Source organism: Mycobacterium toneyamaense (genome assembly GCF_055384815.1).
Genome location: NZ_AP040333.1, coordinates 5,809,335 through 5,831,097, shown reverse-complemented (window position 1 = coordinate 5,831,097; position 21,763 = coordinate 5,809,335). Strand labels below are relative to the sequence as shown.

Below are 21,763 nucleotides of genomic sequence, written 5' to 3'. Positions count from 1 at the left end.
CCACGGTTTTTTCACGTCAGGAACGCAGAACCGGTGACTCTCACGCTGCATGGGTGGTGCAGATTGGCGACGGGCGCCGCACGCACTGCTCGATAAAATCGGCCGGTGAGCAGTGGGGGAGGGCCGACGCGACTGCCGCATCCAGTGGTGTTGGGTGCGGTCGCGGTCGCGATACTGGCGTTGGTGGTGCACAACCAGCTGGTGCCGTTCGATGTGAAGTTCTTCGGATTGATGGAGAACGACTTCGACCTGTCGACGTACCGAGCTGCGGTCGATGGGCTCTGGCACGGCAAGCCGTTGTACGAGACGCCGGCGTTGAAAGAGGCGTGGTTCGTCTACCCGCCGTTCGCGACAGTGCTGCTTGCCCCTTTCGCGTTGGCCGGCTTCGAAGTCGCGAAGTGGTCGCTGTTGGTCCTGTCGGTAGGGCTTTTGGCGCTGTTGGCTTGGCGCACAATGCGATTGGCCGGCGTTCGCGCTGACTGGCGACTGGCGACGGTCAGCGCGGCACTCGGCGTGACGGTCATAGATGTCGAGCCGGTGCAGGCCACGCTCTGGTGGGGACAGATCAATGTGCTGCTCATGGCGATGGTGCTGCTGGATCTGTTGCGGCCCAAAGCTTCCCGTTCTCGAGGTATCGGGTTGGGGCTGGCGGCGGGCATCAAGCTGACGCCGCTGGTGTTCCTGCCGTACCTGCTGCTGACTCGACAATGGCGTACTTTTGCCGTTGCCACAGGGACTTTCGTGGCAACGATGGTAGGTACCTGGCCATTCCTTCCGGCGGACAGCGGTTGGTTCTGGAGTCACCTCGGAGATACCACGCACATCGCGCCTATCGATCACCTGGCGAACCAGTCGATCAACGGCTTTCTCGCGCGCTTCTTCGCACCACTTCCACGGCCTGAATGGTTGTGGATCACCCTGAGCCTCTTGGTCCTGGTTGCCGGACTGGCGGTGGCGTGGTGGGCCCACCGCCGCGGCGAGCAGGCCCTGGCTCTCGTGGTGGTGGGCCTGACCGGTTGTGCCGTCTCGCCGTTCAGCTGGGCTGCGCACTGGGTCTGGTTCGCGCCGGTGATCTTCTGGCTCGTCGGGAAAGCCTGTACGACGCAGGGTGGTTGGGCTCGGGGCTGGGCGTACCGTGCCGCCGGCTTGTTCGCGGCGGTGTTCATGTGGACGCTGCACAAACCCGGCCGGAACCACACCACGATGTACTTCAGCGGCGTGTACTGGAATTTCCTCGACCTGCGGCCGTTCTGGATCGGCCAAGTGATGAGCGGCTGGTATCCGCTGGTGTACCTGTGCTTCCTGATCGGTGCGGTCGGTTGGTTGCGGTTGAGTACGTCGGAGCCGCGTGTGGTGGGCGCGACGGCCATGAGTGCCGACGATCTCGGGGACTACCCGCCGGAATTCCTTGACGACGAGGTGCCTGCTCGCGTCTAGCGCGGTCGGGGCGCGCCTCGGTACCTGATGATGCCGTTGATAACGACTCGATACCGTCGGGTGTGTCGCGTGAGGCTGGTGTGACTGGAGTTGCACAATTGATCGGTTCGGGTCCCGATCGACCAGAACTGAATACTTATGGCGAACTACACCAGCGCACCCGCATCCCTGTTCGCCGGCTCCGAGCTGAGCCGGCGACGCTTTCTCGTGGGCTTGTCGGCCTCGGTGGTGGCCGGCGTCGGCCTGGCGCGGTGCGCCGTCGACGGACCGGCCGCGACCGTGGCCGCGGCGCCGCCGAAGGCTCCGAAGGAACCGGTACAGCGGGGCATGGGATTGGCGTTGCCGGGCGGCGGCGAGCTCAGCAGCCTGCCGGACGTGGCCGGCAACCGCGTGGCGATCACGCTCGACGACGGCGTGAGTTCCGAGGTGGTGCGCGCGTACACCAAGCTCGCACGGGACACCGGCATGCGGCTCACCTATTTCGTCAACGGCCGCTACCAGTCGTGGACCGAGAACCGGGACCTGATGCTGCCGCTCGTGGAGTCGGGCCAGATTCAGCTGGGCAACCACACCTGGTCGCATCCGGACCTGGCGAAACTGTCCAAGGACGAGATCGTCGACCAGTTGGAGCGCAACCACAAGTTCCTGCAGTCGACCTTCGGGGTCGACTCCCGGCCGTACTACCGGCCGCCGTACGGCAGCCACAACGCGATCGTCGACAAGATCGCCGCGGAGCTCGGCTACTCGACGCCGACCATGTGGACGGGATCGCTGGGCGACGAGAACATCGTCACCGAGGACTACATCCTCAAGATGGCGGGCAAGTACTTCACGGAGCAGACGGTGGTCATCGGCCATCTCAACCACCTGCCGGTGACGCACGTCTACGGCCAACTGGTCGATCTGCTGAAGGAGCGCAATCTGCGCACCGTCACACTGGATGACGTGTTCCGGAAGCCGCGCGAGCTTCCGGTCTGATTCACCCGAGTGACATAGCTCATATTGTCTGGTGGGTCACTTGCCCGGCTGGTCACTCTCTTAAATTAAGAGGCCATTAAGGGCTTCTTCCGCAACATGAATCACACCAGTCACACGCGACACGCCGCTGTTACTTTCGGCGCGCCTCCAAAGGTTTGCCGATGACCGGCGTTGTAATGAAATCGCGGGGGCCGTGCGATAGTCTGGCCCCACGGTGCAACCAATCGCCGACCGCAGGAGTGATCACCGTGTACAACAACCCGCTATCGCGTTCACGCATGGGACGTATTGCCTGGTCCCTGCTCCGCCACCCGGTCAAGAGCCGTGAGTTTCCGGCCAAGAACGAGCGTCTGGTCACCGCTGCGGACATGGTCCGCTTCGGCGTCTAGCGCTCGCTCGACCGCTCTGGCCGACGGTATTCGGCAGTAACGTCAGCTGCTTTGCTGATCGTTATCGATTTGTGACCTCCGCGATAATTAAGAACGCACGCCCGCCCGGAACCGAATTCTCGGCTCCGGGCGGTTGCCGTATCTCAGGCAGTGAGCAGGCCTGAGTCCCGGATGGCTTCGGCCAGCGGCTCCAGCACGGCCGGGTCATGCGGTTGGGGGATGTAGATGATCGCCAGGTCCAGGCCTTCGGCGCCCAGGCCCGCAGCCTCGTCGACCACCTTGCGGTAGTCGCAGTCCTGGCCGAGCCGGACGTGCGCCGACAGGGTGATCTCCTTGGGGTCGCGGCCGATGTCGGCGCAATGCGCGGCGAGCACGTCGCGCTTGCGGGCGAACTCTTCCGGCGTCCCGCCGACGAAGTTCCAGTGATCGGCGTACTTGGCGGTGATCTTCAGGGTCCGCTTTTCGCCGCTACCGCCGATGCAGAACGGCGGATGCGGCTGCTGCGGCCCCTTCGGCTCGTTGCGGGCGTCCTTCAACTGATAGAACTTGCCGTCGAAGGTAGTGGTGTCCTGGCTGAGCAGGCCTTTGAGCACCTCGCAGGCCTCTTCGAAGCGGTCGAACCGCTCTTTGACCGAGCCGAGCTCGATGCCATAGGCGCCGGACTCCTCTTCGTTCCAACCGGCGCCGATACCGAGCTCCAGCCGGCCGTTCGAGACGATGTCCAGCGCGGACGCCATGTTGGCCAGCACTGCCGGGTGTCGATAGTGGATGCCGGTGACCAGGACGCCGACCCGCAGCCGTTTGGTGGCCTGCGCCAGCGCGGTCAGCGTGACCCAGCCCTCCAGGCAGGGGCCGGTCGAATCGGAGAAGATCGGATAGAAGTGGTCGAAGGTCCAGCCGGACTCGAACACGTCGATGTCGTCGGCAGCCTGCCAAACGGCGAGCATGTCCGACCAGGTGGTGTCTTGCGGTGAGGTTTTGAAGGCGAATCGCACGCTTATTGAAACTAGTCACGACGGGCTCCTAATTCCTGTGAGTTTCCTCCGCGCATTGGCAGACTGGATGCCATGGACCCAGTGGCCGCGCTGCGGGAGATCGCCTTCTATAAGGACCGCGCTCGTGAGGAATCCCGTCGCGTCATGGCCTATCGCAAGGCCGCGGATGTGGTGGAGGCGCTGACACCCGAACAACGCGAGAAGCTGGGCCGCACCAACGGCTGGCAGACGCTGGCCGGCGTCGGACCCAAGACCGCAGCCGTGATCGCGCAGGCCTGGGCCGGTCGTGAGCCCGACGCGCTCGTCCAACTTCGTACGGCGGCAGCAGATTTGGGCGGGGGAGCGCTGCGCACTGCGCTGAAGGGCGACCTGCATCTGCACAGCAACTGGTCCGACGGTTCGGCGCCCATCAGTGAAATGATGGCCACCGCACAGCGTTTGGGCCACGAGTACTGTGCGCTCACCGACCACTCGCCGCGGCTGACCGTGGCGAACGGGCTCAGTCCGGACCGGCTCCGTCAGCAGCTGGACGTCATCGACGAAATCCGGGACCGGTTCGCGCCGATGCGGATTCTCACCGGCATCGAGGTCGACATCCTCGAAGATGGCTCGCTGGATCAGGAACCCGAACTGCTGGAGCGGCTGGACGTGGTGGTCGCCAGCGTGCACTCCAAGCTGGCCATGGACGCCGCCGCGATGACCCGGCGCATGGTCCGCGCGGTGTCCGGTGGGCAGGCGAACGTGCTGGGTCACTGCACCGGTCGCCTCGTCGAGGGCTCGCGCGGCACCCGGCCGGAATCGAAGTTCGACGCGGAAGCGGTGTTCGCGGCGTGCGCCGCCAATGATGTTGCGGTGGAGATCAATTCGCGCCCTGAGCGGCGCGACCCGCCGACCCGGCTGCTGAACATGGCGTTGGACACCGGGTGTCTGTTCTCGATCGACACCGACGCGCATGCGCCCGGCCAGCTGGACTTTCTCGGCTACGGGGCGCAGCGGGCGCTGGATGCCGGTGTTCCGCAGGACCGGATCGTCAACACCTGGCCGGTCGAGCGACTGCTGTCCTGGGCCGCCGCGTAGCGTCTGGCGCATGGTTCTCGGTACCGCAACCGTCATCACGCTTTTCGCCGCCGGCCTGATCTTCTTGCTGGCCCTGATCCTCGGCATCTGGAAGTACCGGCAGATGGCCGTCAACCCCGACCATCTGGCCCACCCCTACGTCGACATCGCACACCGGGCCGCGCTGCTGTACTCGTTCTCCACACTGCTGGTGGCGGTGTTCGTCCAGCTCAGTTCCTGGCCGGCGTGGGTGAACCTCACGGCCGCAATGGTTTTGGTGTTCTTCTTCGTCGTCGCCATCGCCGCGTACATCCAGCATGGGCTCCGGCAGGACACCACCAACCAGTTCGAGCACCCCAGCGGTGGTCTGCACGCCGGGATGGTGGCGCTGATCCTCGGTGAGGTCGGCGGATTCCTGGTGCTGTTGTCGGGATTTGTGGTTGCGCAGTTCTGAAGCCGGTGTGCGGGCATACTCGGTGAACATGGCACTTCGATCGAAAGCGCGTCGGGTCGCCACGCTGGCTGCGGCAGTTCTGCTGGCCTCGTGTTCGTTTCACGTCGGTAGCGGGGCCACCACCATGTCCAAGGACAAATTGGAGACGGCGGTCAAGAACAAGCTGAGCACGCAGACCGCGTCGAACATCGATTCCGTGTCCTGCGACGGTGGCATCGAGGCCACCATCGGGGCCACCCAGACCTGCACCGTCGTCACGGGCAAGACGAGTCGCCACGCGACGGCGCGAGTCGCGGATATCCGGGGTTCCGACATCGCACTCAGCATCGAAATCATCCCCGGTAAGTGACCCTGCACGACCGGCTACTGCAGCTGAACAGTCCGGCGCGCCCGTGGCTCATCCGCGACGGCGCTCCCGAGGGCGTCGACCTCGTGGCCGAGTGGAAGTCGGACGATCCGGACTGGCGACAGGTGCTCGAAGACCTGGCCGTGGCGCTGACCTTCCAAATCCATCTGCGCCTGGATGCCGAGAGCCGGCTCCTGCACGCGGTGGATCACCTCGTCGAATGGCGCCAGGACGCCGAAGGCCAATGGATCGAGTGCCACGACACCGGCGACCTGAAGCTGTTCTGGTCGGGCAATTCGAACTGCACGCACCACCTGATCACGACCGACGACATCAAGGTCCCGATCCAGCAGTGCGTCGCCGATGCGGGATGGACGTATCGCGTGGGTTAGACCTCTTCAGAGAAGTCGGCCGTGAGCCAGCGGTCGGGGCGGACAGTGAACAAGACGGTGGCAACACCTGCCATCGAACGGACGAACTCGCGCCCGGCCTCTTCCCCCAGATAGCGGATCGCGATGGCTTCCCGTGCGTCTTCCGGCGCGGGCGTGGCGGTGTCGACGACCGAGCCTTCGACGATCACGTACTGGTAGGGAGGCTCTTCCCGCTGGACCACGAGCGAGACTACGCCCGCCTGCTGGATCAGCTTCGCCTTGCGGCTGCCGGCGCCGGTGTTGATCCGGATCAGCCCGTCGGAGGTGACGTCGTACCAGATGGGGACACTCGACGGCGGACGGCCATCTTCGGCGGCAACGGACAGCACCCCTACGTGCTTGTCGGCGAGGAACTGTTCACGCTCGGCTTCGGTCAGTTTTCTCGGCATGACTCCGCCAACGCCGCTTCGTTCCGCGCTATTCCGGCAGCATCGGCATTTCCCAGCCGGGGTCCTTGCCGACCAGCACGCCGCGCGTCAGGCACGCGTTGCCGAACTTCTGGCGCACCAGGTCGACGGCGCAGTCCACCGCGGCGGTGTCGGGTTCGCCGTCGAAGGGCAGCTCGAGCTGCTCGGTGCCGGCGGTGTCGACGTTCGACACCGAGAACCCCATCAGCGTCAGGCCGCGTTCGGCGATCATCGGTCCGGCGGCCGCCACCAATCCACGTGCGGCCGTGAGGATTTCCTCGGTCGACGCGGTCGCGCGGTGCATGGTGTGCGAGCGCGTCACGCGACTGTAGTCGTCGAACCGCAGCCGCAGGACGACCGTCCGGCCGGTTCGGCCGCTGCTGCGCATGCGGCGGGTGATGCGGTCGATCAGGTTGATGATCATCGCGTCGATGTCGTTGTCGGACATGGTGTTTCCACGCCGTCCCACCGCGCGCTGGGCGCCGACGGACCGTCGTCGCACGCCGGTGGTGACACGCCTGCGGTCGATGTTGTGCGACAACGCGAAAAGCTGACGCCCCATGGCCGCGCCCACCATGGCGCCCAGCGCCGACTCGGTGAGGGCCGCGACGTCGGCCACCGTCTCGACGCCGTGTTCGCGCAGCTTCTCCGCAGTCTTGGCGCCGACGCCCCAGAGGTGTTGCACCGGAAGCGGATGCAGGAAGGCCTGCTCGCGGTCCGGCGGCACCAGTAGTAGTCCGTCGGGCTTGGCTTCGCGGCTCGCGACCTTCGCCAGAAACTTGGTGCGCGCGATGCCGACGGTGATCGGCAGCCCCACACGCTCACGCACCGCTTCCCGCAACGCTGCCCCGATCTGCACCGGGGTGCCGGACACCCGGCCGAGGCCGCTGACGTCGAGGAAGGCCTCGTCGACCGACAGCGGCTCGACCAGCGGCGTGGTGTCATGGAAAACCTTGAAGACCTCGCGGCTCGCCTCTGAATAGGCGGACATCCGCGGCGGCACGACGATGGCCTGCGGGCACAGGCCGCGGGCCTGATGCCCGCCCATCGCGGTGCGCACGCCGAACGCTTTGGCCTCGTAGCTGGCCGCCAGCACCACACCGGCGCCGACGATCACCGGCCGGCCGCGCAGCGCGGGATCATCACGCTGCTCGACCGATGCGTAGAACGAGTCGAGGTCGGCATGCAGGATCGCGGCTGCTTCAACGTCCGACACCGGCCAATCTTCGCACATATGTTCGCATCGATGAATGCCTGGCGCTCGGCTGAACAATTGTTTACATTGGTGAACATGCATTCACCCATGGTCGACGACCGGACCGCGCGGGCACGGATTCGCGACGAGGCCCTGCGCCTGTTCGCCGAGCGCGGTGCCGACGCGGTGACGATGCGCGACATCGCCGCCGCGGCTGGTGTCTCGCCCGCGCTGCTGGTCCGGCACTACGGCTCGAAAGACGGACTGGTGGACGCGGTCGACAACTACGTCGTGCAGACCCTGGAGGCGCTGCTGACCGAGGTGACAGCACCGGTCCAAGACGGCACGCAGCCCTCCGCGACGCCGACGCTGCTCGAGGCCTTCGCCGTCCACCTGCCGCCACAGTCGCCGATTCCGGATTACCTGGGCCGATCGCTGATCGCCGGCGGCGCAATGGGATCCGTTCTGTTCGCCCGGTTGTACGCCATCAGCCAGGACGCGCTCGGCGCGATGGTGGCGGCCGGAACGGCGGATGCCGGCGACGATCCGGCGGTGCGCGCGGCCTTCTTGTTGCTCAACGACCTGGCGGTGCTCATGCTGCGTCGGCGCGTCGCGGAAGTGCTCGGGGTCGACCCGCTGACCGCCGCCGGCATGGAGCGCTGGGCCACCGAAGCCTTCGCCATCTACCGCGATGGCCTGACCGGATCGCCTGGCACCACGTGAGCGGCCTCATCGACAGTGCGCGAGAAAGGTAGGGAGACAACAATGTCCACGCCCCGTACTGGTGGCTTGGCGGCCGGCGGTGCCAGGCTGCTGCGGTGCCGACGCTTGGTACGCGCGCCGATCTGGATCTATCGGACCCGTGCGGGCGCGCTGTTCGGATCGCGGATGCTGATGCTGGAACACACCGGACGCACATCGGGGGCACGCCGCTACGTCGTCCTCGAAGTCATCGACCATCCGTCGGCCGCTACCTACGTGGTGGCTTCCGGATTCGGTACGAAAGCCCACTGGTTCCGCAACATTTCGGCCAATCCGCGGGTGCGGGTCTACGCCGGTAGCCGCCCGCCGACGGCAGCGACGGCGCGGGTGCTGCCACCGTCGGCCGCCGACCGGGCACTGGGTGCGTACATCGACCGTCATCCGCGCGCCTGGGCCCGACTCAAAGGCGTCCTCGACCAGACCTTGGGTACCGAAGTGAGCCCAACCCACACGGCGCTCCCGATGGTCGAGTTGCGGCTCGACACGACCTCATGAAGATCGCCATCAGTGGCGCGGGCATAGCCGGGCCGACACTGGCCTATTGGTTGTCCCGCAGCGGCCATGACCCGGTGCTGATCGAGACGGCGCCGCAGCTACGCACCGGCGGCTACCTCATCGACTTCTGGGGCGTCGGCTACGCGATCGCCGAGCGGATGGGCTTGGCGGATGCAATACAGCGGGCAGGCTACGGGATCGAGCAGGTCCGGCTGGTCGATGGCCGCGGCCGCAAGACAGGCGGGTTCGCCGTCAGCCCGTTCCGGCGGGTCTTCGACGGGCGATACATCAGCTTGCCGCGCGGCGAGCTGGCGAGGCTGATCTACGAGGCAGTCGGAGACGACGTCGAGACGGTGTTCGGCGACCGGATCACCGCGATCGAACAATCTGACGAGGGAGTGGAGGTCGTGCTCGAACACGGCGGGCACCGCGAGTTCGACCTAGTGATCGGCGCCGACGGCATTCATTCCACGGTGCGCAGTCTGGTTTTCGGCACTGACCCCACATTCCAGAGGCAGCTGGGCTATTGGGTCGCGGCATTCGAATCCGACGGATACCGCTCGCGCGATGAACTCGTCTACCTCGCCCACGGCAGGCCTGGGCGCGTGGTCGCCCGGTTTGCGCAGCGGAACGATAAGACCCTGTTCCTGTTCATCGTCTCCGACGATCAGCTGACCGCTGCGGAGACGGCCGACGGCACCGCTGTCCGGAGAGCTTTGCGGCGGGTTTTCGGCGATGACGGATGGGAGTGCCCGGCAATCCTCGCCGCGCTGGATCGGGCCGAGGATCTGTACTTCGATCGGGTCAGTCAGATCAAGATCGACCGCTGGTCGCAGGGTCGCGTCGCACTGGTCGGGGACGCAGCTTCGTGCGTGTCGTTGCTGGCGGGCGAGGGAACCGGACTGGCGATGCTCCAGGCGTACGTGCTCGCAGGCGAACTCGACCGGTCCGGCGGTGAGCACGGTGAAGCGTTTCGCCGCTATGAGCAGCTGGTCCAACCGCTGATCGAGGGCAAACAAGAGTCCGCCAGAGCTTTCGCGGGCGTATTGGCACCGCGGACCTCGGTCGGCCTCTGGACCCGTAACCGCGTCAGCCGGCTGCTGGATATCCCGGCACTGGCGGCCTGGGTGATCCGGCGGGAATTCCGCGACGACATCGAATTGCCGGATTACGCGATGTAGCGCAAGAGTGGCGGACTTCAGCCGTAGATGCTGCTCAGCCAGATGTGGGTGAGGGTGTTCACGACGTCGTCGTGCGCGACGGCGCCCGGCTCGCCGGCCAGGGTGGCCATGATCATGCGCTCGTTCATCAGGTTCAGCGAGGTGGCCAGATCCCGGGCGGGCAGGGTGTCCGGCGCGGCGCCGCGCGAGCGTTCGGCGGCGATCAGTGCGGCGGTGAGGTTGATCCACTTCTGCATGAGCCCGGCCCAGAACTCGCGGAGTTCGGGAACTGTTCTGACCGCTTCGACGCCGGCCCGGGCGGTGGCCGGGTGCGAGCCGAATGAACTGAAGAAGATCTCGATGCCGTGCCGGATGGCCTTCTTCGGGTCCGCCGGCATGTCCTCGAGCGCGCCGTCGAAGCCGGTGTCGGCGCGCTTGATCAGCGGATCGAGCAACGACAGCAGCACGGCTTCCTTCGACGCGAAGTAGAAGTAGAACGTGGGGCGGGAGATGCCGGCGCCTTTGGCCAGGTCATCGACGGAAATCTCGGAGAACGAGCGTTGCTCGAGCAGGGCGGCTGCGGTGGCGAGGATGGCCGCTTCGCGCTCGTCGCCCGAGGGGCGTGCCGCACGACGGCCCCGGGGCGCCCGGGTCTGCGCAGCGGTACTCACGCAGCTGAGCCTAACAGTTTGTCGAGTTTTTCAACACACCGTTGACCGACTCAACACCATGTTGATACCGTCGGTACCATGATCGAACACTTCGATGTTGTCATCGTCGGTGCTGGCATCTCCGGCATCAGCACCGCCTGGCACCTCCAGGACCGCTGCCCCACCAAGAGCTACGTGATCCTGGAGCGTCGGGAGAACATCGGCGGCACCTGGGATCTGTTCAAGTACCCCGGCATCCGCTCGGACTCCGACATGTTCACCCTCGGCTTCCGGTTCAAGCCGTGGGAGTCGGCCAAGTCGATCGCCGACGGCCAGTCGATCTGGAACTACATCAACGAGGCCGCCGACGAGAACGGCATCCGCCAGCACATCCGCACCGGCCAGCACGTCACCTCGGTCGACTGGTCGGACGCCGAGAACCGCTGGACCATCAACATCACCGCCGGCGGCGAGGAAAAGCAGGTCACCGCGTCGTTCCTGTCGGTGTGCAGCGGCTACTACAACTACGACGAGGGCTACTCGCCCGAGTTCCCCGGCGCGGCCGACTTCAAGGGCCAGATCGTGCACCCGCAGCACTGGCCCGAGGACCTCGATTACACCGGCAAGAACATCGTCGTGATCGGTTCCGGCGCCACGGCCGTCACGCTGATCCCGTCACTGGTGAACGGCGGCGCCGGGCACGTGACCATGCTGCAGCGCTCGCCCACCTACATCGGTGCGCTGCCACTCGAGGACCCGATTGCCAAGCAGGCCAACAAATATCTGCCGAAGCACCTGGCGCACTTCGTGAACCGCTGGAAGCAGATCGGTTACAGCACCGGGCAGTACCAGCTCGCCCGCAAGTTCCCGGCCGTGTTCAAGAAGGCGCTGCGCCAGATGGCCGAGCGCCGGCTGCCGGAGGGCTTCGACTACGACAAGCACTTCAGCCCGCGCTACAACCCGTGGGACGAGCGAGTCTGCCTGGCGCCCAACGGCGATCTGTTCAAGGCCATCCGCTCGGGCAAGGCCGGCGTCGTCACCGACACCATCGAGACCTTCACCGAGAATGGCATCAAGCTGACCTCCGGCGAGGAGCTGCAGGCCGACATCATCGTCACCGCAACGGGTTTGAACATGCAGCTGTTCGGTGGCGCGACCGCCAACCGCAACGGCGAGCCGATCGACCTGCCGTCCTGCATGACCTACAAGGGCCTCATGCTGTCGGGCGTGCCGAACATGGCGATCACCTTCGGCTACACCAACGCGTCCTGGACGCTCAAGGCCGACCTGGTGTCCGAGTTCATCTGCCGCGTGCTGAACTACATGGACGCCAACGGATTCGACCGCGTCGAGCCGCAGCACCCGGGCGACAGCGTCGACGAGCTGCCGTTCATGGACTTCACGCCCGGCTACTTCAAGCGGGCCATGGACAGCCTGCCCAAGTCGGGTTCGGAAGCGCCGTGGAAGCTCAAGCAGAACTACTTCTTCGACATGCGGACCATCCGGTACGGCAAGGTCGACGAGCAGGCGCTGCAGTTCACGAAACACCGTGCCGCAGTGACGGTTTGATCCGTCAGACGAGAAAAGCCCCCACCTCACGGTGGGGGCTTTTCCGTGTTGATGTCACGGTGTGACGACGACGATGCCGTCCTCGTCACAGTAGGCGATGTCACCCGGGACGAAGGTGACGCCGCCGAAGGTCACCTCGACATCGCGCTCGCCGGCGCCGGTCTTGGTGCCCTTGCGGGGGTTCGTGCCCAGCGCCTTGATGCCGACGTCGATGGTGCGCAGCGTCGACGCGTCGCGCACCGGGCCGTTGACGATGACGCCCGACCAGCCGTTGTCGTGCGCGAGGCCGGCGATGATGTCGCCGACGAGGGCGGTGTGCAGTGATCCGTCGCCGTCGACCACGAGGACGCCGCCGTCGCCCGGCGTCGACAGGATCGACTTGAGCAGGGCGTTGTCCTGGAAGCACTTCACCGTGGTGATGCGGCCGGCGAACATGGTTCGACCGCCGTAGTTCTGCAGCTGCAGATCGCAGCTGCGGACATCGGGATAGATCTCGTCGACGAGGTCGGCAGTGGCGCGGGGTTCGATGGTCACCCGCCGATTATCTCAGGGCGCGGAGTCAGCCGGCGGCGCGGCGTCGGGCCAGCAGCACGACGAGCAGGGCCAGAACGCTCGCGACGATCACCGCGGTGACCGGCACCTGCGAGCGCTGCGGCACGGGCGGAGTCAGGTCGAGCACGGGCAGCGGTGCGGGCGCGGGCGCCCCGGGAGCGGGCGGCTGGGGCGCCGGCGCCTCGGAAGCCGGGGGTGCGGGTGGCCCGACCTTCGGTGGAGCCTTCTTCGCCGGGGCCTTCTTGGCCGGCGCGGTGGTTGCGGCCTTCTTGGCGGGCGTCTTCTTCGCCGGCACCTTCTTGGCGGGCGTCTTCTTGGCCGGAGCCTTCTTCGCGGGCGCCTTTTTCGCGGGCGTCTTCTTGGCCGGCGTCTCCTTCGGGGGGACGCCGGGTTGCGACTCCTCGTCGGGGGACTTCTGCTCGTCTGCCATGCGGGTGCTCCTCCGGGTGGGTCAGGACACCCCGAGGCGGGCCAGGACGTCTGCGTCGATGCCGTCGAGCTGGCTTTCGATGGCGGCGTGCGCGGTCCGCCGCTGCGGCGCCGGCATGTTCTCCGCCGCCGTCACCGCGGCGGACAGATCGGCGAGCTTGCTCGACAGCGTCGCCACGAACTGCTTGGTCTCGGCGTCCTTGGGCTTGTTCTCGGCGACCTGGCGCAGCGAGCGCTCCGCACCGGCGATCCGGGCGGACAGCGCGCCGCCGGCACCGGAGAACTGCCCGATCTGGCTCAGCGGAACACCCAGTTGGTCCGCGCGGCGCTGGTCGATGAGACCGCGCGCGGCAATCGCGGCCCGGTACGCCACGGGCACGACAACGGGGGTGAGGATTCGCGACACCATCAGCAGCCGGCGAATCTTGGTCGGCGACAGCAGCTTGCCTTCACGGACCGCCTGCAGCTGCGTTTCAGCAACCTTGAGTGCCATCTTGTCGCTGTCCCGCTGGGCTTTGACGCCGGCCCGGTCCCGTTTCGTTTGCCGACGGCCTTCCGCCTTGATGCGCCGGGCCTCGTTCTTGGCGGACAGCCGTGCCTCGAGTTTCGCCTTCGCCTTGATCGCCTTCGCCTCGGCGCGACGGGTTGCCCGGCTCTTGCGTCGCTTGAACAGGCCCATTCCGGCTGACCTCCCGGTCGTCTCGACACGTGTGCACGATCTTGCTGCGATGGTGACGTCACCTTATCGTCCGTGGGCCGGAATCGGGCATCGGGCCATGGGTCGAATTCCGCCGCAATTCGGGGGTGGAATTTCCCACATTTCTCGCTACTTTATCCAGCAAACAAAGTCCGGCGGCTGTGCGACAATTATTCGGAATTCATCGGAGCGGGTTTTTGATGCCATGAAAGCAGAGGGAACGATGGCGCCACGCCAACGAATAGCTACAGCTGCCGCGCTGATGGCATCTGGGCTGTTGATCGCTGGCCTGGGTGGTGCGAACGCCTTCGCTGATACGGCAGCTTCCGGTAGTGACTCGAGTGGCCACGGTGGCGGGGCTTCTCATGGCGGCACGAAGCCCGGTGGCAGCTCGTCCGCTGGTGGCGGGCACAAGGCCCCGGCGCGGCCGGCCAAGCCGACGGACGGCCAGTCACAGGCGCCGTCGGCCGGGGGCGCCGGTTCTGGGGGCAAAAAGGATAAGCGCGGTGCCTCCGGCGGCGTTGCCAAGAGTGGTTCTGAAGCTGGTGTTCACGACCCCGGCAAAACCGGTGAATCCGGCAAGAATGCGTCTGAAAGCAACGCCCCCAGCAAACAAAATAATGTCACTTCTCCGGGGCGGCCCGAGGATTCTGGAACGTCGAACGCGGCCGCTGGCGAACATCAGCCGTCGGCCGGCTCGTCGACTCAGCAGACCGAAACCGGTACGACGTCCGGCACCACCGCACCCGCGACGACGGGCGGGACAAGCCAACCGCAGCCGGCTGCCGCGACCGGTCCCGCGCCCGCGACCGCGGCGAGCGCCCCCGCCATCCGGTTCCCGAGCCTGCCCAACATCTTGAGCCTGCCGTCGCTCCCGGGTCTGCCCAAGCTGCCCGGCCTGCCCACCGCAGGCGGCGTCAAGCCGGGAAGCGGTTCGGACAGCCCCGCGTCGCCGACCGCGTCACCCACCAAGGCGACGGTCAAGGCGACCCCGGCCGGACCGACCACCAGCATCAACCTGATGGGTCTGACGTTCTCCCTGCCGTCCGCGGCTGTCCACACGTCGCCGACCGGGGCCGTGCAGAGCATCGATCTGACGAAGATCCCGCTGGCGTCGCTGGTGCCGCGACTGCCGAAGTGGGATCAGCTCCCCCAGCTGCCCGACATGTCGAACATCCCGGTGCTGGCGCAGCTCGCCGCGATCCCGGTTTTCGTCCTCGCCCACATCGAGCCGGTCTATGACTTCGTCGCAGGGCTCACCAACGCGACGCTCGACGCCGCGACGTCGCTGCCCTTCATGCAGACGTCGCTGTCGATGCTGAGTGCCCAAGTCGTTCCGACCATGAACCTGAACGTCGGGCGCCCGAACCGCATGCCGGTGCCGGCTGCGGGCCTACCGCTGGCGCCGGTGCTGGATACGCCGGCGTTTCCCGCGCTGAAGCTCGACAACCCGGTCGTCGTCAGCGCCCCGGCAGAACTCCCGGCGGTGCGGTCGCCGCAGCCGACCACGTTCGGCACCAAGAACGAGATCATCGCTGAACCCGCGTTCCGCGCCGGATATCCTGACTACCTGCGCGCAGCCGGTCTCAGCGAGGTGGCCGCGGTGGCCGTTCCCGGCTTCACCGGCATCCTCATCCTGACGGGCGCCGGTGGCCTGGTCGGCTACCGGCAGGCGCGCGCTGGTCACGTGGTCCGCCGCAGCGGCACTGCACGATTTATGACCTGAGGCAATGGGTCTGCGGCACAATTGATGGCAACCGTGCCAATCGCAGCGAAAGGGGGTTCGGCATGCCCGCGAGCCGCCGTGTCACACGCGCAGTCAATTCGGTGCTGGATCTTGCCCCGCGACGTGGCGAGGTCTCACTTGCCCGTCTCGTCGAAGCAGTCAGCGAGGACCGTGGCCGCCCGATCGAGGTGACCATGGCCGACCTCCCGCCCGGCGTCTGTGGGCAGTGGCGCCAGTACAACGACCGCGACGTGTTCCTCTTGCAGAAGGGACTGCCGGCCGGTGACCGAACCCTCGCCCACGAGCTCGGCCACCTGGTGCTGGGTCATGAGGGCGTGTCCGTCGTCGAGGCCGCCCGCGACACCATGGAACTGGCCAGTTCCGATCTCATCGGCTACATGCTGAATCAGCGGACCGGCTGTATGGGGCCGGCCGGTGAGGAAGCCGAACAGGAAGCCGAGGATTTCGCCGCGTTGCTCATCCACCGGCTGGGCCGGCTGCCTTCTGACCGCTCCTCGATCGTCCAGATCCGTCTCGGCGAGGCGTTTGGTTGATCATCTGGGTTATCGCCGGCCTGCTCGGCCTGGCGACCGGCCTGCGTATCGGTTGGGCGCTGGTCAACAAACAGTCCCTCGTCAGTGCCGCGATGATCGTTGCGCTGGGCAGCCTCGGCCTGGTCGCGGCACTGAACTGGGAGCCGCTCACGCTCCTGCTCGACACCATCCTGCATTGGCCGAACGTGTCCAGCATGCTCAGCCAGGTGGCGCTGATCGCTTGTGCCGCAGGCAGTTGCGTGATGATCACATCGGCATCGTCGAGTCGTAAACCGCTCGTCATCCGCCGCATCGCCCTGGCCCAGTACGGCGTCGCCGGGGCGATCGCGTTGCTCACCCTGGTGCTGTTCTTCCTGACCCCGCAGCAGCCGGAGATGGCGCCCGAGGAGTACCTGCGCAGAAATCTGGGTTCGGGCGGCAACTCGTTGTCGTGGCTCTTGCCGTTGTTGTACGTGTTGCTGGCGCTGACGCTGGTGGCGTGGGCCGGGGTGCGCAATTCCAACCGCACCCGAAGGGGCCGCGCCCTGTTCGTCTTCAGCGTCGGCATCGTGCTGATCGTGCTGGCCAGCGCCTTCATCCTGTTGCGGGCGGTGGGCAGCACGCAACTGGTCGGTGTCGGCGCGGCGGCGACCATTCTCGGCTGCGCCATGCTGGTGGTGGCCAGCGGCTCGCTGCTGCCCAGTGTCGAGGACTGGTTCGGGGCGCGGCGCGAACTGCGGACCATCGCCCCGCTGCTCGCCGAGTTGAGCCGCCGCCATCCGAACATCGGCATCGGTGTGCGGCCCCGCGGTCCGCTGCTCTTCCGGGTGGCCGAGCAGATGTCGTTGATCTCCGATGCGCTGTACCTGGAGGCCACCGCCGTCCTGGACGGTGCCGGTGAGGCCGCCGGCTCCGGACGCGTCGACGTGGCGCCGGATGTGCAGGCGCGGCGGGTGGCCAGCTGGATTTACGACGGGCGTAGCAGCCGTCCGAAGGGCGGTTCGCGGACGAAGTTCCCGGGGCCGAGCTGGCTCAGGCAGCCCGCGACGTATTCGGATCGGGAGTGGATTCTGGCGATTGCCGCGCAGTACCGCGAGCTGGATCGGCAGGGTAAGGCGGATGCGCCCGGAACCGCCGCGAAGGCGTCTGTCGGTCGCGTGAAAGCAGTACGACCAGCGGATTAACGGAATCCGCTGGTCGTAATGTGGTCGAGCCCGATCGGGCTAACCAGTTCAGCTGTCGAGGTTCTCCTGGCGACGCAGCTCGTCGACCTTGTTGGCGAGGTCCTTCTTGGCTTCGGGGGACAGGCCGACCGTACGAGCGGCAATCCGGCGGATGCCCTCGTCGCGCATGTTGGCGAGCCAGGTCAGCTCCTTGTCGAGCTTCTCGTAGTACTCGTCGTCGGTGAAGTAAGCCGGCTTGATCCGGAAGAAGTTGGCAAGCGCAGCCATGGTCGCGACAGACGGGTTGGTCCGGTTGCCCGAACGCAGCTGCGACAGGTACGGGGCCGACATGGTCACACCCTCGGCCTTGAGTGCGGCGATCACCTCGGCAGATGTGTGGGGGCCGCGTCCGGGCGGGTAGACGGTGTCAAACAGCCGGTTCAGCCGAGCGGCGAACGTCATGCTCATCGGTTATTCCTCCACTTAGCGATATCCGCAGGCGTCAGTGTCACTATTTGCTGACTATCGTAGCGAGAGTTGCGCCGGGAACCAAGTGCAAACCACGGAAAAGTCGCTCCAGCTACCAAATTTGTCGGCTCAAAGGGCTCCGAGCTGGGGTTCTGGGGGTGGATCCCGGCCCCGGTCGACGGCCTGATGAGGCAAATTTTGACGCGTGTGCTATTTTGCCCGGACCTCGGCTGCACGTCGCGTCACAATCGCTGTCGGGCGGGGGATGATTCAGCAATCCGGGTGTCGGGCGCTCGGTGTCGTCCGAAGTGTTTGCCATTAGCGTACCGACGATTAACCCGAGCGGCAGGACGTGGCAACCGCGTGAGCAGGATGGGGAGCGCCCTGGGCCGGCGGCCGGCGACATGGCGAATTGCCCGACCTCTTTGCTGTTAACCCACTGTAGGGTCAAGCGGCAAGCAGCATCGCCAGAATGGCGGTGTCGGGGTGGCTGATGGGATCGACGCCGACCCTGCTGACCATCGAGGTGATGGTGCCGTCGGCTTCGGCTTCGACCCACGCGGCGCGATGTTCCAGTCCCAGGTAAGGCAGTCCCGGTAGCAGCAGGCACCCCGACGCGGCGCCGTGGCACTCCGGTAGGGAGGGTGTCGTCTCGGCGGGCGGGTGGAGCATCAACAGGGCCGTCGGCTGATGGTCGGCGAAGTATCCCGGTGTCACCGCTGCTTCGCCAACAACGGGCCCTTCCGCGAGGACGAGGCCGACGGTGCCCGGCTGTGGATGTTCTGGCAGTTCCTCGCGCGTACCGAAGACGGTGGTGGTTGCCAGCAACCCGGGCAGCGAGGCGACCCGGACGGCGACCATCAGTAGCTGGGCCCATTCCTTGGTGGAATCGGGCCACCGGCCGGACACCACGAACCCCTTCAACGCGCCGCCGGAATGGAACGGTGCAATCTCGACGGCTTGCCCAGACCTCTCCATGGCTGCCCTCCGGTACCTCGATCAGCAATCAGTCGATACGGCAGTGGATCGCTGATTCCAGGGTGCGGCAGTGACGCGTTAGCACGCAAGATGGCCCGAGTGCCAGAAGTGTCACGTGGGCCGAATGTGGCTGCCGGCTCGCGAGATGGGGGCTTCGGTGGTAAACGAGAACGGGGCGCCGCGCACATGCGCGACGCCCCGTTACCGGAAAGCGTGAGATCAGCCGAAGATCAGACCGTTGGTCTTGGTCGTGGCGGCGGCGAAGCGCTCCTGCACGTCGGCCCAGTTGACGACGTTCCAGAAAGCCTTGACGTAGTCCGCCTTGACGTTCTTGTACTGCAGGTAGAAGGCGTGCTCCCACATGTCGACCTGCAGCAGCGGGATGATGCCCAGCGGCACGTTGGCCTGCTGGTCGTACAGCTGGAAGGTCAGCAGACGGCCGCCCAGGCTGTCGTAGCCGAGCACCGCCCAGCCCGAGCCCTGCAGGCCGTTGGCGGCCGCGGTGAACTGCGCGCGGAACTTGTCGAACGAACCGAACTGGTCGTCGATGGCCGCGGCCAGCTCGCCGGTCGGCTTGTCGCCACCGTTGGGGGACAGGTTCTTCCACCAGATCGAGTGGTTGACGTGGCCGCCGAGGTGGAAGGCCAGGTTCTTCTCGTTCAGGAAGATCGCGGCGTGGTCGTCGCCGGCCCGCGCCTCTTCGAGTTTGGCCACCGCGTCATTGACGCCCTTGACGTAGGCCGCGTGGTGCTTGCTGTGGTGGATCTCGTTGATCTGACCGGAGATGTGCGGCTCCAGGGCGCCGTAGTCGTAGTCCAGGTCCGGCAGGGTGTACTCAGCCACAGGATTCCTTCCTTAGATGATCGCGTGCGGGATCAACGACCCTAGTTGGGGTTCGTCCACAGATCCCAGACCACATTGCTCCATCGCTGCGCGCACCGCAAGGACACCCCCGGAACAGGGGTGGGATCGGTGCCTGTTGGGCCTTTAGACCAGAACGATCAGAACGAGCACGACGAGCAGGACCAGCGCGATGATTCCGGCGCGGACACACGCGACGAGTTGGCTGTGTGTGCGGGACGGGAACGCCGATTGCCACTCGGGCGATGCGCCCGAACCCGGACGCAACGGATGTGCCGCCATTGCATACTCCCTGACCTGCCAGAACAACCCTGAGTTCCCGATTTCGAGCGGAGTGAGGATTGTCACAACCCGATGTTGTGACGCCGATCATAACTGTTTGCCGGCGGGACGGGGAAATCGGGCCCCATCGGCGGCGGGCCGGATTTGCGGCCCCGGATTTACTTAGCCCGGCAAGCTTTTTCGCTCACGCCGCGTGTCGGCCTGTTGATCAACGGGGACCAATGGCCCCTTGTTTATCCCCAGTCAATTATGCGTTCGGCGCGCTGTGGCCGGTAAGGCCGTCGGCGGGCCTCCCGTCGCCCTGTGGATGAACCTGTGGAAACTGTGGATAGTTCTGCGATTGCTGTCATGGCGTGCTGTGGTGGCGTGAGCCCCGCCCGTGCCAGCATGTACGCATGGATGATGATGTGCACGTGCCGCAGATCGACGTCGATCAGTTGCCCACCGCGTTCGACTCGGACGCGGTCCTGCTCGACGTGCGGGAAGACGATGAGTGGGCCCGTGGCCACGCCGCAGGGGCCCAGCACATCCCGATGAGCGAGGTGCCCGCCCGGCTGGGGGAGATCGACGGTGATGCCGCGCTGTACGTCATCTGCCATGCCGGCGGCCGGTCGCTGAAGGTCTCGCACTACCTGGCGCGCAATGGGTTCGAGCCGATCAACGTCAACGGCGGGATGCTGGCGTGGGCCGGTGCAGGTCGCGCGATCGTCACCGACGACGGCGCCCCCGGCGCCGTCTGACGGGCCCGTAGGCTGGTTCCGTGATCCAGGTCTGTTCCCGGTGCTCGACGCGTTGGAACGTGCGTGATCGCCAGCGTCAGTGGTGCCCGCGCTGCCGCGGTCCGCTGCTGGCCCCCGACGCGCAGGCGCCGGCCGGGCAGACGAAGTCGGCGCGCGGATACCGGTGGATTGCCGTGCGGCCGGGTCCTGCGCCTAAGCCACGGCGGCAGCGGCCCCCGTTGGGGCCGACCCCGCATTACGACCACATTCCGCGCTGGGGCCTGACCGAAGAGTTCGCCCAGGATCCGGGGCCGCCCGCCGCGCCGGAGCAGACGCATCGCGGACCGTCGACGGCTGTGGTGCAGACGGTCGCGGCCATCACGATGATCGCGCTCGGCGCCGCGGCGTTGATGCATGTCGTGCGCTACGTCCTGCTGCTGATCAACCGCACCGTGCTGCTGAACCCGTGGGTGGCCCTCGCCGGCAGCTGGCTCGGCGTCGCGGCCGGCGTCGTCGCGTTGTTCGCGGTGCTGGCGACGGCGATCGTGCTCACCAACTGGCTGATCGCCCGCCGCGCGGCGGCCTATCACCGCGCCGGCACCACCGAGCCGCGCCGCCGCTGGGTGCTGTGGGTCGGCTGCCTCGTCCCGGTGGTCAACATGTTCCTCGCGCCGGTGTTCGTCACCGAGATGGCCACGGCCGAGAACCGCGTGAATGCGTTGCGCCGCCCGATCGGCATCTGGTGGGCGATCTGGGCCGTGTCGGGTCTGGTCGTCGCGTGGTCCATCGTGGGCATGTTCGCGACGGACCCGCAGGGCATCGCCGACAGCACCGAGGTGACGGTCATCGCGTACCTGATGGGCATGCTGTCGCTGGCGATGGTCCTGCGCGTCTATCACGCCTTCGAACGGACGCAGGCCGACGCACCCGCACAGCGCTGGGTCGTCGTCGACGCGGAGCAGGCCGAAGAATCAGGTGCCCAATCGGCGGTTCCGGTTGAGCCCACAGCGGAGGAACCGGCAGCATAGGAC

The 21,763-nt window shown here is 66.4% G+C and carries 27 protein-coding genes; 15 read left to right on the top strand and 12 right to left on the bottom strand.

What is annotated here, in order from left to right; translation table 11 throughout:
* Positions 1 to 105: 105 nt before the first annotated feature.
* Together ACZ5IQ_RS28110 and ACZ5IQ_RS28105 are read left to right on the top strand one after the other, a co-directional pair.
* A complete protein-coding gene (locus tag ACZ5IQ_RS28110; protein ID WP_406774503.1) occupies positions 106 to 1,437 on the top strand; it encodes a glycosyltransferase 87 family protein in 1,332 nt (443 codons plus the stop codon).
* A gap of 186 nt (positions 1,438 to 1,623) precedes the next feature.
* Positions 1,624 to 2,415: a polysaccharide deacetylase family protein gene (locus tag ACZ5IQ_RS28105; protein WP_029119172.1), complete on the top strand. Its 792-nt coding sequence runs from the start codon at positions 1,624 to 1,626 to the stop codon at positions 2,413 to 2,415.
* Positions 2,416 to 2,947: 532 nt separating this feature from the next.
* On the opposite strand, the gene ACZ5IQ_RS28100 is transcribed toward ACZ5IQ_RS28105, so the two are convergent.
* Positions 2,948 to 3,799, bottom strand: a complete 852-nt coding sequence (locus ACZ5IQ_RS28100) for an LLM class F420-dependent oxidoreductase (RefSeq protein ID WP_212807628.1) — start codon at positions 3,797 to 3,799, stop codon at positions 2,948 to 2,950.
* A 72-nt stretch (positions 3,800 to 3,871) separates the two neighbouring features.
* On the opposite strand from ACZ5IQ_RS28100, the gene ACZ5IQ_RS28095 reads away from it, so the two are divergent.
* The 4 genes from ACZ5IQ_RS28095 to ACZ5IQ_RS28080 are packed head-to-tail and all read left to right on the top strand — an operon-like array spanning position 3,872 to position 6,047.
* Positions 3,872 to 4,876 carry a PHP domain-containing protein gene (locus tag ACZ5IQ_RS28095; RefSeq protein ID WP_212807626.1) on the top strand — a complete coding sequence of 335 codons (1,005 nt, stop codon included), beginning with the start codon at positions 3,872 to 3,874 and terminating at the stop codon, positions 4,874 to 4,876.
* Between the two features lie 10 nt (positions 4,877 to 4,886).
* Positions 4,887 to 5,309 carry a hypothetical protein gene (locus tag ACZ5IQ_RS28090; protein WP_212807624.1) on the top strand — a complete coding sequence of 141 codons (423 nt, stop codon included), beginning with the start codon at positions 4,887 to 4,889 and terminating at the stop codon, positions 5,307 to 5,309.
* Between the two features lie 28 nt (positions 5,310 to 5,337).
* Complete coding sequence (locus ACZ5IQ_RS28085; protein WP_212807622.1) at positions 5,338 to 5,658, top strand: DUF4333 domain-containing protein; 321 nt, start codon at positions 5,338 to 5,340, stop codon at positions 5,656 to 5,658.
* The gene (locus ACZ5IQ_RS28080; RefSeq protein ID WP_212807620.1) at positions 5,655 to 6,047 is read left to right on the top strand and encodes a hypothetical protein; all 393 of its coding nucleotides are present in this window, start codon (positions 5,655 to 5,657) and stop codon (positions 6,045 to 6,047) included. The genes ACZ5IQ_RS28085 and ACZ5IQ_RS28080 overlap by 4 nt, the downstream gene beginning before the upstream one ends.
* On the opposite strand, the gene ACZ5IQ_RS28075 is transcribed toward ACZ5IQ_RS28080, so the two are convergent.
* Positions 6,044 to 6,475 (bottom strand): pyridoxamine 5'-phosphate oxidase family protein, encoded by a 432-nt coding sequence (locus ACZ5IQ_RS28075; RefSeq protein WP_212807618.1) that lies wholly within the window; start codon positions 6,473 to 6,475, stop codon positions 6,044 to 6,046. The two genes, ACZ5IQ_RS28080 and ACZ5IQ_RS28075, sit on opposite strands and share 4 nt — an antisense overlap.
* Before the next feature lie 28 nt (positions 6,476 to 6,503).
* A complete protein-coding gene (dinB, locus tag ACZ5IQ_RS28070) occupies positions 6,504 to 7,727 on the bottom strand; it encodes a DNA polymerase IV (protein ID WP_212807617.1) in 1,224 nt (407 codons plus the stop codon).
* Between the two features lie 57 nt (positions 7,728 to 7,784).
* On the opposite strand from dinB, the gene ACZ5IQ_RS28065 reads away from it, so the two are divergent.
* Genes ACZ5IQ_RS28065 through ACZ5IQ_RS28055 form a run of 3 tightly spaced genes read left to right on the top strand, consistent with a single transcriptional unit; the run spans position 7,785 to position 10,126 of the window.
* Positions 7,785 to 8,411 carry a TetR/AcrR family transcriptional regulator gene (locus ACZ5IQ_RS28065; protein ID WP_212807615.1) on the top strand — a complete coding sequence of 209 codons (627 nt, stop codon included), beginning with the start codon at positions 7,785 to 7,787 and terminating at the stop codon, positions 8,409 to 8,411.
* Positions 8,412 to 8,453: 42 nt separating this feature from the next.
* The gene (locus tag ACZ5IQ_RS28060) at positions 8,454 to 8,945 is read left to right on the top strand and encodes a nitroreductase family deazaflavin-dependent oxidoreductase (protein ID WP_212807613.1); all 492 of its coding nucleotides are present in this window, start codon (positions 8,454 to 8,456) and stop codon (positions 8,943 to 8,945) included.
* The gene (locus ACZ5IQ_RS28055) at positions 8,942 to 10,126 is read left to right on the top strand and encodes an FAD-binding domain (protein ID WP_212807611.1); all 1,185 of its coding nucleotides are present in this window, start codon (positions 8,942 to 8,944) and stop codon (positions 10,124 to 10,126) included. The genes ACZ5IQ_RS28060 and ACZ5IQ_RS28055 overlap by 4 nt, the downstream gene beginning before the upstream one ends.
* Positions 10,127 to 10,143: 17 nt before the next feature.
* On the opposite strand, the gene ACZ5IQ_RS28050 is transcribed toward ACZ5IQ_RS28055, so the two are convergent.
* Positions 10,144 to 10,776 carry a TetR/AcrR family transcriptional regulator gene (locus ACZ5IQ_RS28050; RefSeq protein WP_212807602.1) on the bottom strand — a complete coding sequence of 211 codons (633 nt, stop codon included), beginning with the start codon at positions 10,774 to 10,776 and terminating at the stop codon, positions 10,144 to 10,146.
* 78 nt (positions 10,777 to 10,854) lie between these two features.
* Here ACZ5IQ_RS28050 and ACZ5IQ_RS28045 point away from each other — a divergent pair, with 78 nt between their 5' ends.
* The gene (locus tag ACZ5IQ_RS28045; RefSeq protein WP_212807600.1) at positions 10,855 to 12,324 is read left to right on the top strand and encodes a flavin-containing monooxygenase; all 1,470 of its coding nucleotides are present in this window, start codon (positions 10,855 to 10,857) and stop codon (positions 12,322 to 12,324) included.
* A 54-nt stretch (positions 12,325 to 12,378) separates the two neighbouring features.
* On the opposite strand, the gene rraA is transcribed toward ACZ5IQ_RS28045, so the two are convergent.
* From rraA to ACZ5IQ_RS28025, 4 genes are all read right to left on the bottom strand, one after another.
* Positions 12,379 to 12,858: a ribonuclease E activity regulator RraA gene (rraA, locus tag ACZ5IQ_RS28040; RefSeq protein WP_212807599.1), complete on the bottom strand. Its 480-nt coding sequence runs from the start codon at positions 12,856 to 12,858 to the stop codon at positions 12,379 to 12,381.
* Positions 12,859 to 12,883: 25 nt separating this feature from the next.
* A complete protein-coding gene (locus tag ACZ5IQ_RS28035; RefSeq protein ID WP_212807598.1) occupies positions 12,884 to 13,306 on the bottom strand; it encodes a hypothetical protein in 423 nt (140 codons plus the stop codon).
* A gap of 21 nt (positions 13,307 to 13,327) precedes the next feature.
* Positions 13,328 to 13,984, bottom strand: a complete 657-nt coding sequence (locus tag ACZ5IQ_RS28030; RefSeq protein WP_212807597.1) for a DUF6474 family protein — start codon at positions 13,982 to 13,984, stop codon at positions 13,328 to 13,330.
* 723 nt (positions 13,985 to 14,707) lie between these two features.
* Entirely contained in the window at positions 14,708 to 14,857 is a 150-nt protein-coding gene (locus ACZ5IQ_RS28025; protein WP_464480553.1) for a hypothetical protein, read from the bottom strand.
* A 1-nt stretch (position 14,858) separates the two neighbouring features.
* Here ACZ5IQ_RS28025 and ACZ5IQ_RS28020 point away from each other — a divergent pair, with 1 nt between their 5' ends.
* From ACZ5IQ_RS28020 to ACZ5IQ_RS28010, 3 genes are all read left to right on the top strand, one after another.
* A complete protein-coding gene (locus ACZ5IQ_RS28020) occupies positions 14,859 to 15,728 on the top strand; it encodes a hypothetical protein (RefSeq protein ID WP_212807595.1) in 870 nt (289 codons plus the stop codon).
* A 62-nt stretch (positions 15,729 to 15,790) separates the two neighbouring features.
* Positions 15,791 to 16,282: an ImmA/IrrE family metallo-endopeptidase gene (locus ACZ5IQ_RS28015; protein ID WP_212807594.1), complete on the top strand. Its 492-nt coding sequence runs from the start codon at positions 15,791 to 15,793 to the stop codon at positions 16,280 to 16,282.
* The gene (locus ACZ5IQ_RS28010) at positions 16,279 to 17,445 is read left to right on the top strand and encodes a hypothetical protein (protein WP_212807589.1); all 1,167 of its coding nucleotides are present in this window, start codon (positions 16,279 to 16,281) and stop codon (positions 17,443 to 17,445) included. Before ACZ5IQ_RS28015 ends, ACZ5IQ_RS28010 begins: the two co-directional genes overlap by 4 nt.
* A 48-nt stretch (positions 17,446 to 17,493) precedes the next feature.
* On the opposite strand, the gene ACZ5IQ_RS28005 is transcribed toward ACZ5IQ_RS28010, so the two are convergent.
* From ACZ5IQ_RS28005 to ACZ5IQ_RS27990, 4 genes are all read right to left on the bottom strand, one after another.
* A complete protein-coding gene (locus tag ACZ5IQ_RS28005) occupies positions 17,494 to 17,892 on the bottom strand; it encodes a helix-turn-helix domain-containing protein (protein ID WP_212807588.1) in 399 nt (132 codons plus the stop codon).
* A gap of 447 nt (positions 17,893 to 18,339) precedes the next feature.
* Entirely contained in the window at positions 18,340 to 18,870 is a 531-nt protein-coding gene (locus tag ACZ5IQ_RS28000) for a peptidase (RefSeq protein WP_212807587.1), read from the bottom strand.
* Between the two features lie 219 nt (positions 18,871 to 19,089).
* Positions 19,090 to 19,713, bottom strand: a complete 624-nt coding sequence (locus tag ACZ5IQ_RS27995) for a superoxide dismutase (protein ID WP_212807586.1) — start codon at positions 19,711 to 19,713, stop codon at positions 19,090 to 19,092.
* A gap of 144 nt (positions 19,714 to 19,857) precedes the next feature.
* Positions 19,858 to 20,013, bottom strand: coding sequence for a hypothetical protein (locus ACZ5IQ_RS27990; RefSeq protein WP_212807585.1), 156 nt, complete (start codon positions 20,011 to 20,013; stop codon positions 19,858 to 19,860).
* 395 nt (positions 20,014 to 20,408) lie between these two features.
* On the opposite strand from ACZ5IQ_RS27990, the gene ACZ5IQ_RS27985 reads away from it, so the two are divergent.
* The gene (locus ACZ5IQ_RS27985; protein WP_212807583.1) at positions 20,409 to 20,753 is read left to right on the top strand and encodes a rhodanese-like domain-containing protein; all 345 of its coding nucleotides are present in this window, start codon (positions 20,409 to 20,411) and stop codon (positions 20,751 to 20,753) included.
* Between the two features lie 59 nt (positions 20,754 to 20,812).
* Entirely contained in the window at positions 20,813 to 21,760 is a 948-nt protein-coding gene (locus tag ACZ5IQ_RS27980) for a DUF4328 domain-containing protein (RefSeq protein WP_244872730.1), read from the top strand.
* Positions 21,761 to 21,763 lie beyond the last annotated feature (3 nt).